The organism is Pristimantibacillus sp. PTI5 (genome assembly GCF_048572955.1).
GTDB lineage: Bacteria > Bacillota > Bacilli > Paenibacillales > Paenibacillaceae > Pristimantibacillus.
The window spans coordinates 1,542,423-1,556,258 of record NZ_CP183886.1; the positions used below are offsets into that span (position 1 = coordinate 1,542,423).

Sequence of the window (13,836 nt, forward strand, 5' to 3'; positions counted from 1 at the left end):
TATAAATCCCATCATAATCGACGGATCCTATTTATACTATCACGTGACCAGCCACCATTCTGAAAAAAAAGTAATTTTCGATGCAGATCCTGTTTCGATTTTTAGCGGAATGGTTAATATATATGGTTAGATTCATAATTCAATCCTAGGATGGCGAGACATACAGCGCTCTCACGTTGGTCAAAAAACTAAGCCAAATAAAAAACATATGGAGGCCCACCGTGCATCGAGTTAATCTAAACCCTACTTCCTTTAATGAACAGGTATTTAAGTATGCTTCCTTTGGAATTGCTCTTGTAGCCGTTGATGGATCTATTCTCGCTGTAAATCCGGCTCTCACGAAAATTCTCGGGTATTCCGAGAAGGAATGCCTTACCCTTAAATTTGGCCAGCTCTCCCATCCCGACGATGCCATACAGGGAATTGAAGATGTCAAACAATTATTAGGAGACGAAAAATCGGAAATACACCTCGAGAATCGGTTCATCTCTAAGCGCGGCAAGAACCTATGGGCGCAATTATCCATGCGGGTTTTTAGGGACGATGCCGGCACACCGCTGTACTACCTCTTACAGCTCATTGACATTTCCAGTCAAAAAGAATCGGAGCAGAAGCTGCAAGAATCGGTAGAACGGTATACTTCGCTCAAAAAGTATAATCATGATGCCGTCATCTCTCTGGATCTGCAAGGCAGAATTATTAACGCCAACAATATGGCCGAAAAACTTACGGGCTATCACGTTCAAAGCGAGTTAGTCGGCAGAGAGCTCGCCAACTTAATCGGTCAAGCCAATGTCAACCGGATTATCGAGGATGCGCTTCATGATAACACGGTAGAACAAGATATTACTTATTTAACGATCAAGGGAGGCGAAACGGTTGAGGTGCTTACCAGTATCGCCCCTATTTTCGTGAACAGGCAAAACATCGGCTTTTACTTGATCTGCAAAGATATTACGGAACAAAAGCAGCTAATCCTTGCCAAGGAATCTGCGGAAAATACCAACAAAGCCAAAAGCGAATTTTTGGCCATGATGAGCCATGAAATCCGAACGCCTATGAACGGGGTAATCGGGATGACGGATTTATTACTCGAGACGACCGATTTGGATGAGGAGCAGCGGAGCTACGTTGAGATTATTCGCACAAGCGGAGATACGCTTCTCGGCATCATTAACGACATCCTGGACCTGTCTAAAATCGAGGCAGGAAAGAGCGAATTACAAGAAAAAACGTTTGAGCTTCGCAGCTGTATCAGAGACACCTTTGCGGTGGTCTCGTCAAAAGCTGCTGAAAAGCAACTGAAAATGACCTATTCGATTGACCACAATGTACCTGAATTCATCTATGCCGATTCGGAACGGCTCAAGCAGGTCCTTCTTAATCTGGTCGGCAATGCTGTGAAATTCACAACGAGCGGCTCTGTTTCAGTGTCCGTTAGAAACGTAATCAAGGATCAGCAAGCTTCCTTTCTCGCATTTACTATCACAGATACCGGAATCGGCATCCCGCCGGAGAAGTTAACCGATATCTTTGAACCTTTTACCCAGCTCGATCATTTTATGACCCGGCAGCATGAAGGGACAGGCCTGGGCCTTGCGATCAGCAAAAGAATCGTTGATCTTATGGGCGGCGAGATTCATGCGGATAGTGACGGCGTAAACGGTTCTACCTTTACGTTCCATATTAAGTACGAAGCGCAAGCTAAAGATCTGCGGGGCAAATCTTTGTATACTCTGCTGCCTAGCAATCAGCATGCGAAGATTCTGCTGGCGGAAGATAACCCAACCAATCAATTGGTGCTTACCAAAATGATTGAGAGTCTCGGGCATTCCGTAGCGATTGTTGAAAACGGGCAGCAAGCAGTCGACGCGGCAGTTCATGATCACTTTGATTTGATCCTGATGGATCTCCATATGCCGGTAATGAACGGGGTAGACGCAACCAAAACCATCAAAAAAGCGCTGCATCCTAACCAGGCCCCTCCAATTATCGCCGTAACCGCCAATGCCCTGAAGGGCGATCGGGATAAATGCCTAGAAGCCGGTATGGACGATTACATCAGCAAACCCGTAAGAAGAGAAGTCATTCTTAACCTGCTAACCCAATATCTCAATAGCAGCAGAAACTAACATCCAACGAAAATTATATAGTGAGAGGCTCGGGTATTTTACCCGAGCCTCTTTTTCATGCTTCTCTACATTAGAACGATTGCGGAAGGCTACAATGAAGCTGCGTCAACTTCTTCGGATGCAAGAGCACCGGTGTTCAGCGGGCGGCTAAGCGGATTGTTTTTCAGCAAACGTTTTACGTACAATGTGAATACCAGCAAAGAAACCACGACTGACACCGCGCCGACTGTAAACAATACCTGAAAGCTCGTGTACTGGGAGACCCAGCCCAGCATGATCGCCCCCAGTCCGATGCCGAGATCCGTAGCCGTTAATAAGGAACCGTTGGCAACCCCTTTACGGTCCGGCCGGGCAAGACTTATCGTTGCGGCTTGAAGCGCCGGCTGCGCGGAGCCGAATCCGATGCCGTACAGAACAGCCGAGATGAGCACGCCGAGCAATCCGGTCGAGAAGCTCAGGGTAATTAAAGCCAATATCGTTATGACAAGAGCCGGTACAATGACAACCGACTCTCCGTGACGGTCCGAGAGCTTTCCCGCGATAGGACGAATTAGCGCGAGCGTCGCAGCATAGGCCAGAAAGAACGCGCCGGCATTGACATTGATCGAGATAGCGAACAGCGGGACAAACGTAGTAATGCCGCCATAAGCGATCGTCAGAAAAAATACCGATGCCGTAACGGGCAAGACCGATTTTTCGAAAAATTCGATTTTCCTTGCCCCTTGCTGCGGCCGGAATGGTGTTTTAGCATCCAACATTAAGAGCAGCGCTGCGGCAGAAAAACCAACGACGAATAAAAACAGAGCGTGGTACGACAGGTTCTGCGTAACCCAGATACCGAAAATCGGGCCGACCGCCATAGCCAGGGTCATAGCCATGCTGAACCATCCCATGCCTTCTCCGCGGCGGGTGGACGGAATGATATCCGTAATCGCCGTGAAAACGGCGGTCGTGGAAACGGCCCAGCTCATCCCGTGCACGATTCTGAGCCCCAACAGAACGACGATTCCGCCGATCCAGTCATACATATACATCGCCAAAGTGAAGAGAAGCAGCCCCCAAATGATAAACGGACGCCTGCCGAACCGGTCCAGCAAACCGCCTACGATCGGCCGGAAAACGACGGCAGACAGCATAAACGCGCCTGCCGACAACCCGATCTGCGCTTCGTTTCCGCCCATTTGTTTGATGAACAGCGGCAGCGTCGGAAGCAGCGAATAAAATCCGGTAAATAGAAATAGCATCCCTACGGTCATGAGAATAAAAGGCTTCGTCCATAAGCGTTCCACGTTTCATTCCTCCTCGGTTTTATGATTGCTTACGGGCGTCTACTTCATCATTCGGGTTTGTTTACCCCCAAGCTGCGCCTAACCTCCAATTCCGGCAATTCCGCTAATTTAACGATCAAGTCTGCAACGCTTTTGCGCGATACGACCGATCCTTTAAACGGTTCGCCCTTCTGAGTTGTCTCATAGTCCACTTCATCCCTATTGGTAAACCATCCAGGCCTCAAGATCGTATAGTCGAGGTCGGAGGCTTCAATGATTTGAGCCGACTTTCGATATGGATTCAATATACTGCCATACTTCTCTCCAGGCACTTCATCATAAATACCCATGGTACTGATAAAAATTAGACGTTTGACGCCGGTCGAATCCATGGCTCTCACAATGTTTCTTGCCATTTTTTCCAGATCATCAGCGAGATCGCCAGCCAGATTGGCATAGACGACATCCTGATCCTTCATGGCTTCTTTTAGTTTTTCGATATCCAAAACATCGCCTTCAACTACCCGATTGCGGCTTGATTCCATGTTTCTCAGATTGTTTTTGTTACGCAGATAAAGCGTCAACTGAGCATCGGTTTCGTTAAGGAATTTATCAATAGCATAACGGGCAACCTGCCCGTTTGCTCCAAGGATCAAAACATTGCTCAAAATCAAACTCCCTTTCATTAATTTCGACTTGCGGCCTTATTCCTGAACGTCTGTTTCCCTTCAGTAAACACTGAATACAGAAAGCATACAATTGTTAGATGGGCGCAATTTGTTAATTAGTGAACAAATACTTTATCATTGTTCATTATCTCGAGGGGCTCGGCTCTTCCTCGGCCCCTTTCTCTGATATATAGGAGTTTACAGTCTGGAGTTAACTCCAAGTCAATACTAAATGGCAAGGTTTTTAAACCTTGCCTTATCGCACTCCATTTTGTAACCCCTATCAAAGTTTCTACTCCGTTCTGCGGGAACAGAATCGACACGGAGCTCACAAAAAAGCAGCCGCCTTACCGGAATTCCGGTAAAACGGCTGCTAGTATCAAACTCCGCAAGATTACTGATTTGTTACTAATTAATGTATGAAACAAATGAGTTAGGCGTTAAGCACCTGCTCCACCTCAAGCGCCGCGAGCAGCAGCGGGCCTATCCCCATATAATGATCGGAGACGACCGCTTCGGAAATGTAGTAGTCGAACGAGCCGTTGCGGTCCTTGCTGAGCCCCGCTCCGTGGCATATCTGATGGAGATGCACGCCTTTCTCGTCCTCTGTTACCAGCTTCCCGATAATGCCTTCATAGCCCTTCAGCATAGCAGCGCGGAAGACCGGGCTCAGATAGCCGAGCCGCAGCCCCTTCGCCATTGCATAGACGAACATAATCGAACCGCTTGCCTCCAAATAATTGCCTTTCCTCTCGCCCTGATCGAGCACCTGATACCATAAACCGCTCGACGGCTCCTGTACGCGCACGAGGGCATGGCACATGCGCTCGAATATGCCTATGATTGTGCCGCGCTGCCGGTGCGTGACCGGAAAGTGCTCCAGGCAATCGACCAGAGCCATCGCATACCAGCCCATCGCCCTGCTCCAGAAGTGCGGGGACAGTCCGGTAAGCGAGTCCGCCCATTCCTGCTCTGCCGATTCGTCCCAGCCATGATAGAGCAGGCCGCTGCGCTTATCGCGGGTTCTGCGTTCAATGAGCAGCAGCTGATGCGCAGTCTCGTCCAGCAGCTCGGGAAGCTCGAATACTTTGGCATATTCCGCCAGGAAGGGCGATGCCATATAAAGGCCGTCCAGCCACATTTGGTAAGGATAAATTTTCTTGTGCCAGAAGCCGCCCTCCGAGGTGCGGGGCTGGCTCAAGAGCTGAGCGGCCAACGTATGAGCCGCCTTGGCATAGCGCTCATCGCCGGTGCGCGCATACTGCATGAACAAATTTTTGCCCTGATTGATTTGGTCAAGGTTATATTCCTCCAGCGAATAGGTGCCGATTTTACCATCCTCTGCCACGAAATGATCCATGTGGCGGTGCATAAAGGAATAATAGCGGTCCTCGTTCAACTGCTTGCCCGCGCGCGCCATCGCCATCAGCAGCATGCCCGGGACGTAAGCCCAGCGCTCAAGCGGATAGTCGTGGAAGCCGTCCTCCCGGCATTGGCTCATTATCGTATCGGCTATCCGGTGCGACCAGTCCTCCAATTTCATTTGCTTATGTTCAGACGCCATCATGCCTCTCCTCCCTTAATATCGGCAGGCTCCGTCAAATGCCTGCGCAGCCATGCAAGAGCCGGACCCCCGTTCATTTCATGGCCTCCTTGGAAAAAATCGCCCAATACGGCATCCGGCGCTCCCGCCGCCGCATACAGGCTAAGAAGTTCGCCGTACGCCTTCTCTGCCGGCCCGCGCGGGAACACGCGGTCCGTATCACCTGACTCCAGAAATAATCCTCTTGGCGCGATGAGTCCAAGCAGCTCAGGCATCTCTGCCTCCAGCAAAATCCCCGGGATATAATTATCCAAGCAGTGGTTGCGGGCCAATATGCTCTCTTCGAACAAGCTTGCGTACCCGCTGACGACCGCGCAGCGGATTCTTGGATCGAGCGCCGCCGTGAAACCCGCAACAAGTCCGCCGCCGGAAATGCCCATGATGGCGATCCGGTTCGGATCCACGCCGGACCTGCCCTGCAAATAATCGATTGCTCTCGCTGTTTCACGGATACGGAGGCCGGCAAGCGTCCGACCGATCATAAGCAAAGACGCAGCCAGCCGGAAGCAAGAGTTTTTACCCGGCCCTTCCTCCTTGTCCTCGGCGAGCCTCCGCCCGCCAAAGCCCATCAGCTCAGGCGCGGCTACTACGTACCCCTCCCGCACAAGTGAAATGGCAAAATCCTTATGGAGCCCTGGATTACCCGCGCGCTCTGTGCCATCCGGCTCCAAGCCGACAATCTCCCGGCTCCCATAGCCATGGCCGTGCAGCGCGATGACGGCCGGCGCAGGATCAGCTGCCGGCCGATCCGGAACCAGCACGTACATCTTCATCCGCAGCCCTTCCAGCGTCGCGATTTCGATATGCTCGCGCACGTAGCCGTTACATTCGCGCCGTTCAAGCAGCTGCGGCTGAAGCTCCTCTTTCTCATCCGGGAATTCGCCGAGCAGACGGCTGAAGGCAGCCCCCAGCCTGGCCCTTCTCTCCGCGCTGCCGGGCACAGCGCCTTCCGTCCTTTTCCTCGCCGCTTGCTCTGTCAGCGAGCTCAAATAGCGTTCAACATTCATCGGCATCGCCCTCTCCTCTCCCCTGCCTGCTCCATCGGGCGGCGCTAGTAGCCCTCAGGATGCCAGCCGTCAAAAATATGAATGATCCGATAGCCCGCCGCCTTTTCCGCTGACAGCTGGCGCGACCAGGACACCCGCTTGTCCGCGGCAGCTCCCGCTCCGATACTAGCGTATTCCTCGTAGCGGCTCGTCGTTTCGCGATCCGGCTGCCCCCAGTTATGCCAGCCCTCCGCCGTAATCGAGGCGTCGATGGTCGTCCGGATGAATGCAACATGAGCATAAGGCCGCCATGGCCTGCCCAAATAAACGTCACGCACCTCTTCGCCGCCTGTAATGACGCAATCAAGGAACACATAACCGAACGCTTCGTCTTGCGGCGTGGAAGCAGCCGTTATGTACCCCCTTGAACGCTTATTATGCAGCCGGCATCTATCGAAAACCGCGGTAGCCGCGCCAAATATATAATCGACATCGCCTTCGATGTAACATTCGCTATAGTATTGTTTGCCTTTGCCCGTATACAGCGTATCCTGGTCGCCCAGCAGCCTAACGCGGCGGAATACCGCCATCCCGGCATCCACGAAGGCAGCCACCGCTTGACCCGTACCCGGCCCCGAGGCGTTCTGGATCGTCACATTCTCCGCCGTGAACGACTCGGCGAACACATTCAGCGTGCCCGTGCGGAACGTCCCGAGCGGCTCGCCGTCCGCCCCCAGTGTATGGGCGTTATCCGACCATGTCAGTATCGTCCTTTCTTGATCCTCGCCGAGCAGCAGAATAGGCGGCGCGGTTGCAGGAATCGTCACCTTCTCCTCGTAAATTCCCGGTTTGATGCGGATCGTGACCGCTTCCTCCAAGCCCTTCGGTATGGCGTCGACCGCCTCCTGCAAACGGCTGTAATCTGCCTTATCCTTTTCATGCACGGATACGGTAATCAGCATAGCTGCACTCCTTTCTCATTTACGGCCGCTCCCTATTCGCAATCGAGCGGTTCATAGCTGAACCAGTCGAAGTCGGCGTAATGCCAGCGGCCTGCCTCGGTGCAAGCTGCGTACATGCCCATATAGGCACCGGTGAAACCTCCAGCCACATCGGTACTCAGAATCGTGCCGTCGGCTTCCTCGGTCAGCGCCTGCCATTGCTCCGATTCGATTCCCCGCCAGAAGAAGCTGTACCGCTGGTCAATCGCCTCCGCCCGCAGCATCAGGCTTTCTCCACCGTATGGGCTTGCGGCGAGTACCGTCTCTTCTCCGTGCTTCCGCTGCGTAAGCCGGATTTCCGTAACGCCGCCGAAGCTTCCGTATTCCATCCGGAACTGGAAGTCGGCGTTCTGCAGCAGCACGAGCCCCGCCACATCGCCGGCTTCCTGCGGTGCGAAGCGGAACGAGGTTTCGGCTCGAAAGCTGCTATGCTGCTGTCTCCTGCCCACGAAGGAAGGATTGTCGGCAGCGGCGATGGACGCCGGCTTCAAGGTCAGGCGCAGCGCGCCGGGTTGATCCGTAAGGCTCCAGAAATCACCGCGCGGCGTGCGGATGAAGTTCCAGATCGGCGCCAGCTCCGGCGAATCGAAATCGTCGCGCGCCGGAAGCTGCGGCCATGCCGTTTCTGGCAGGTCCGGCGCTTCGCCTTCCTGCTCCACAACTCCTTTCCCCGGGCTAACGACCGGCCACCCGCGTTCCCAAATAACAGGAACAAGAAACGTTTCGCGCCCCAAGTTTCGGTAATAGCCGCCATACGGACGGGAAGCGAGACAGAGCATCCACCAGTCGCCCTTCTGCGTTTCGATCAGCTCGCCATGGCCGACGTTGACGATCGGATAACTGCGCCCCAAATGACGATGGGTCAGAATCGGATTGCCCTTGTAGCCCTCAAACGGGCCTGCCGGCGAATCGCTTCGCGCAATCGTGATCGCATGGGTAGGTCCTGTACCACCTTCCGCAATCAACAAATAATACCAGCTGCCGATTTTGTACAGATGCGGCCCTTCTTGGGCGTGCGCAACCTTGAGCGCTCCCTGCCAAATGCTCGTTTTTGGCCCGATAAGCCGCCCGCTCGCCAAATCCAGCTCCTGAAGCCAGATGTCCATATGCTTCGGATACAGCTGTCCCTCCGGCGGAACCCGGTTGCCGGTGTAATAGACCTTGCCGTCATCGTCGAAAAACAACGAAGGATCGATGCCAGGCGCATCCTCCAGCCATACCGGATCAGACCAGCTGCCGGCCGGGTCGGTTGCTGTCACATAAAAGTTATGGCACTCCTTATCGTTGTCTACGAAAGTTGTAATCATATAATAGACACCGTTATGATAGCGAAGCGTAGGCGCCCAAATGCCTCTTGATGGTTGAATGTTATCCAGATTCAGCTGGGACGGGCGGTCAAGTACATGGCCGAGCTGGCGCCAATTCACAAGATCCTTGCTGTGGAAAATCGGCACTCCCGGAAAAAACTCAAAGCTGGACGTAACCAGGTAATAGTCTTCGCCGACTCGTATGGCGGATGGGTCGGGATAAAAGCCCGACAGAATCGGATTTTGAAACTTGCGCATGCTCCTGCCTCCCTGTACGGAATGAAATGTAAGCCTATACAAGTATAGTTCAAGAAAACATCGCAATGTTCAAACATCCTTGCTTATTTTCACGTTTTTTATATATCCATGCTATAGGAACGGGTTGATTTTGCTGTCAAGCAGTTACCTTCCATTTCAATTATGTGTATAGTTATTACCATAAAGGAGCGATAGCGATGAGGGGAGAAAGGCAGCTAAAAATCAGATTTTTTATGAGTCTAACCTTGATATCGATCTGTTCGGTGCTTGTGCTGGCTACCGCCTTGTTCTTGTGGTTTCGGGAAAAAACGATCGACAATGTCAATCAAGTAAATGAAAGCGTTCTCCTTAATACGGAAACGGTATTCTCGAAGTACATGGACATGGTTCAGAACTATACGATGGACTTCTATCGCAATCCGAACATTAACACGGTGATGCAAAGCGGAGACAACAGCTGGAGCGGCCAGCTGTACAGCGCGCTCAGCCAAATACGCGGCACGCTTACGGTCAACGCTTTTCTGGAGAACGCCTATATCATGGGGCAGGACGGTCCGGTCCTCATGTTCGAGAACAATCCGCTCAGCAACTCGGCGAAACAGGAGCTGTTCGAGCGCGTCAAGGGCAGCGAGATCAAGCAGTCCCCGTATGTATGGTCCGCGGCAATGAACAGCGGAGCGGAAGTGACGCTCATGACCCTCTTCTACAATGACCGCGCCTTCAGCAGCAGCGAATACAATGGAGCGATCGCCATGACGGTCAATTTGCGGAAGCTTCAGGAAAATGTGTTCCGAAGCAGCGATGACGGCGGTACGCGATATGCCGTACTGGACGCTGAAGGCCTTCTCCTGATGCAGAACGGGCCGCCCGGAACAACCTTCGATCAAGGTATGCTGCGGCAAATCGTAACCGGAGACAGCAAGATCGGGACGGTAATATGGAAGTCCGAGAACGGGAGCAAGAAGCTGGTTACGTATCGCAAAGCGCAGCAGGGAGAGCTTTGGTTTCTTTCGGAAACCTCTTACAAGGACAGCATTCGGGACATATCGAACGCCTTAAGTTTGATGATCGGACTATGTCTGGCGCTGATCGCCGCCGCTTCGGCCGTTGCCGCGTTCGTCTCGCATCGCATGTACAAGCCGATCGGACATCTATTCGGCAACATCCATAATTTGTTCGGCGATCGCCCGGCCTTCGCGCATGGCGGAGGCTTCGAAGAAGCGAACCGGGAGCTCGAGAGAATCGCCGGACGATTCGGGGAGCTAAAGCGCGAGAACGAGGACAGCGCCCTGCTTCGCTGGCTCACGTCGCCTTACCGGTCCGGGGAGCATTTATCGTCCCCGCTTCCTCCCATGAAGGATTCTAACGGCAACGCGGCGTTTTACGTGGCGGTGCTGCATTTGAACCATTCCGCCGCAGAGAGCGGCATGTCGGGCGATGAATGGATGGAGAAGATCAAGAGCCTGCCAAGGCTGACCGAGGAGCTGTGCGGCGACATGGCTGCCTGTCGCGGATTTTTTCCGCATCCGGAAGCCGCCGTACTGATCGTCAGCGAGACGCTATCCGGCAGCTTCGGCGATTACGGCCTCTCCCGCGAACGCTGGGAACGGCTCGAAAGCCAGATTCGAGCATGGCCAAGCACCACCTGCGCTATCGGCATCAGCCGGCTGTCTACCGATTCGGGTCAGCTGAAAGAGCTGTACGACGAGGCAAACGGCTGCCTGCAATACCTGAAGTTTCAATTTCAAGCATCCGTTATCCATACGGATGATACGATTCATTTGAACAGCAGCCCGATACCGGACCCTACGCTTGAAGCTGTGCTGCAAGTCGTGAGAAACCAGGAGCAGGAACTGATTCCAAGAGCAATCGAGCGGCTTCTGGCCGCAGCCGGCAGCTACCGGGCGGAGCAGGCGACGATCGCCATGTCCAGACTCGCCTCGGAGCTGAACAAGCTAGGCGATGCCAGCCATGCGGACGGCTTCGCGCGGCATTCGGACTTTCTTGAGCATTATCAGCGCATTTGGCGGATAACGGATTATGAAGAGCTGAGAAGCTGGCTGGAGCAGCTTTGCTTGAACGCATGCGAGAAGCTGAGGATGCTCAATACGGTGCAAACCCGCAGCGTGGCGGGCGAGGCCATTGCCTATATCCGCAAGCATTACGGCGATCAGATGCTGTCGCTGAACAGCTTGGCCGAGATGCTGGCGATCAGTCCTCCGTATTTGAGCCGCCTCATTACCGAAGCAACGGGCAGCAGCTTTCCGGACTTCGTGAATCTGGTTAGGCTCGAGCAAGCTCGCACGCTGCTCATGACCGAGCAGGAGCTGGATATTCGGGAGATCGCGGAGAGGACGGGCTACGGCAGCAGCACCTACTTCACCACGCTGTTCAAAAAACGTTACGGCGTGACTCCGTCCAAATGGCGCTTGAACCATATTCTGCAGCAAAACGACTAAAGGGAAGCCCAAAGCAAATTGCTTTGGGGCTTCTTTTTTTTCGCGAGCTTTCCGTTCACTGCCGCCAAAGACAGGAAAAAACCGCTTAGAACCGGTTTTTTTAAGCGATTTCATTTTTTTAAAGCCGCTTGAACACGGTCGATTTAAGCGATTTCATTTCTTTATGATGGCGCTTACATTTGTGCGGGATATATGCTGTTTTCAGGTAAGCACGCCGGCTCTTCGTTACCCTAAACGGCGGAAGCTTCCATCTTACAGAGATCTTGAAGGAGTGAATTACGATGTCAGACGAAGCGTTACAGCGGCCCAGACCTGCCGGCCGCAAGAGCTGGCTCCAATCCATGCGCAACGACAGCCCGCTGCTGCTGCTTGCCTTGCCCGGAGTTATTGTACTTATTCTGTTCGCCTACTTACCTATGAGCGGCCTCATTCTAGTCTTCAAAAATTACAATTACAACGGCGGCATATTCGGCAGCCCTTGGGCGGGCTTCGACAATTTCGATTTTTTCTTCTCCAGCATGGACAGCGCGATTCGCGCCACGCGCAATACGGTCATGCTGAACGTGCTGTACATGCTGACCGGCACCTTCTTCTCGGTGGCGATTGCCATTATTTTGAACGAGCTGAGAAGCAAATCCTTCATCAAAATTACGCAAAGCGTCATGTTTTTTCCTTATTTTATTTCTTGGATCGTCATCGGCGCCATTCTGTTCTCCCTCTTGGACTTCGATAAAGGGCTGATCAACCGCCTGTTCGGAACGCTTGGGATGCAGCCTGTCGACTGGTATTCCGATCCGTGGATGTTCGTTGTCATCTTGGTCGCCGCAAACATATGGAAGAGCGCGGGCTATGGCGCGATCATTTATTACGCAGTCCTGCAAGGCATCGATACCGCTTATTATGAAGCGGCCCGAATCGACGGCGCATCCAGAATTCAGCTGATAACGCGAATTACGCTGCCGCTGCTCATACCTTCGATTATTTTGCTTACCCTGCTCAGTATCGGCGGCATGCTTAAAGGCGATCTCAGCATGATTATGGGGGTCACGTTCCTGAATCCGCTGCTGCTTCCGACGACCGATATTATCGACGTTTATGTATATCGCACAGCAATTCGTTCAGGGGAATTCGGCTTTGCTTCGGCTATTACGCTGTATCAGTCCGTTTTCGGATTTCTGCTCGTCCTGGTCGCAAACAAGCTGGCCGGCTGGTACGACAAAGAAAGTAAACTATTTTAGGAGACATGTGATATGGCTAATCAAGAAAATAGAACGCTTATTGTTATTTTCTATATTTGCATCGGCATATTCGCCCTCATCTGCCTGGCACCGTTTGTGCTCGCCGTCTCCGGCTCGCTGTCGACGGAAGCGAAGCTCGCGGCGGAAGGCTATTCCTTCCTGCCTCGCGGCTTCAGCCTGGACACGTACAAATTCATGTTCGGCTCGAAGGCGGAGCAAATCTTCCAAGCTTATTTGACCTCCGTTGCCGTTACCGTGCTCGGCACCGCATGCGCCGTTCTAGTTACGACGGCCTATGCTTACGTCATTACGGTCAAAGGCTTCCGTTACCGTAATTTCTTCGCCTTCCTGGCGTATTTCACCATGCTGTTCAGCGGGGGAACGCTGCCTTGGTATATTTTGAGCACCAAATACTATCACCTGGACGATACGCTCGCGGGGCTGTTCGTTCCTTATCTGCTCAATGTGTTTCTCATGTATTTGCAAGCCAACTATTTCAAGAGCATTCCGCACGAGATAATCGAATCCGCGCAAATCGACGGCGCAGGCCATTTCCGCATCTTCTTCCGGATTATGCTGCCGCTCGGCCAAGTCGGTCTCGTCACCATCTCGCTGTTCTATGCGCTTCAGTTCTGGAACGACTTCTATTTGTCGCTGATGCTCATCTCGGACGAGAAGCTGTATACGATTCAATACATGATGTACTTCATGATGGCCAATATTCAATATCTCGCATCAGGCAACAGCGCGCAGATCGGCGGCGCAGTGATCGCCCCGCCGCTCGAAACAGCCAAGATGGCCATGACCTGCCTCACCGTTCTGCCTATCGCAATCTTGTATCCTTTCCTTCAACGTTATTTCGTCAGAGGCATTATTGTCGGCTCTGTTAAGGGCTAGTTCATGATAGGACTGGTTG

General features: G+C 52.7%; 10 protein-coding genes. 4 read left to right on the forward strand and 6 right to left on the reverse strand.

Annotated features, from left to right (window positions below; all coding sequences use genetic code 11):
* Nucleotides 1-221 precede the first annotated feature (221 nt).
* Complete coding sequence (locus ACN6MW_RS07080) at nt 222-2,132, forward strand: PAS domain S-box protein (protein WP_419874829.1); 1,911 nt, start codon at nt 222-224, stop codon at nt 2,130-2,132.
* 89 nt (nt 2,133-2,221) lie between these two features.
* Here ACN6MW_RS07080 and ACN6MW_RS07085 read toward each other — a convergent pair whose 3' ends face one another.
* The 6 genes from ACN6MW_RS07085 to ACN6MW_RS07110 all read right to left on the reverse strand — a co-directional run bounded on the left by ACN6MW_RS07085 (nt 2,222) and on the right by ACN6MW_RS07110 (nt 9,223).
* Nucleotides 2,222-3,421, reverse strand: a complete 1,200-nt coding sequence (locus tag ACN6MW_RS07085) for an MFS transporter (protein WP_419874830.1) — start codon at nt 3,419-3,421, stop codon at nt 2,222-2,224.
* A 47-nt stretch (nt 3,422-3,468) separates the two neighbouring features.
* Entirely contained in the window at nt 3,469-4,068 is a 600-nt protein-coding gene (locus tag ACN6MW_RS07090; RefSeq protein WP_419874831.1) for an SDR family oxidoreductase, read from the reverse strand.
* Between the two features lie 433 nt (nt 4,069-4,501).
* Complete coding sequence (locus ACN6MW_RS07095) at nt 4,502-5,635, reverse strand: glycoside hydrolase family 88/105 protein (RefSeq protein ID WP_419874832.1); 1,134 nt, start codon at nt 5,633-5,635, stop codon at nt 4,502-4,504.
* Complete coding sequence (locus tag ACN6MW_RS07100; protein WP_419874833.1) at nt 5,632-6,678, reverse strand: dienelactone hydrolase family protein; 1,047 nt, start codon at nt 6,676-6,678, stop codon at nt 5,632-5,634. The genes ACN6MW_RS07095 and ACN6MW_RS07100 overlap by 4 nt, the downstream gene beginning before the upstream one ends.
* 44 nt (nt 6,679-6,722) lie before the next feature.
* Entirely contained in the window at nt 6,723-7,619 is an 897-nt protein-coding gene (locus ACN6MW_RS07105; protein ID WP_419874834.1) for a pectinesterase family protein, read from the reverse strand.
* Nucleotides 7,620-7,651: 32 nt separating this feature from the next.
* The gene (locus ACN6MW_RS07110) at nt 7,652-9,223 is read right to left on the reverse strand and encodes a glycoside hydrolase family 43 protein (protein WP_419874835.1); all 1,572 of its coding nucleotides are present in this window, start codon (nt 9,221-9,223) and stop codon (nt 7,652-7,654) included.
* A gap of 197 nt (nt 9,224-9,420) precedes the next feature.
* On the opposite strand from ACN6MW_RS07110, the gene ACN6MW_RS07115 reads away from it, so the two are divergent.
* From ACN6MW_RS07115 to ACN6MW_RS07125, 3 genes are all read left to right on the forward strand, one after another.
* Nucleotides 9,421-11,682 carry a helix-turn-helix domain-containing protein gene (locus tag ACN6MW_RS07115; RefSeq protein ID WP_419874836.1) on the forward strand — a complete coding sequence of 754 codons (2,262 nt, stop codon included), beginning with the start codon at nt 9,421-9,423 and terminating at the stop codon, nt 11,680-11,682.
* Between the two features lie 281 nt (nt 11,683-11,963).
* Nucleotides 11,964-12,920: an ABC transporter permease gene (locus ACN6MW_RS07120; RefSeq protein WP_364146008.1), complete on the forward strand. Its 957-nt coding sequence runs from the start codon at nt 11,964-11,966 to the stop codon at nt 12,918-12,920.
* Between the two features lie 12 nt (nt 12,921-12,932).
* The gene (locus ACN6MW_RS07125; protein WP_419874837.1) at nt 12,933-13,817 is read left to right on the forward strand and encodes a carbohydrate ABC transporter permease; all 885 of its coding nucleotides are present in this window, start codon (nt 12,933-12,935) and stop codon (nt 13,815-13,817) included.
* Nucleotides 13,818-13,836 lie beyond the last annotated feature (19 nt).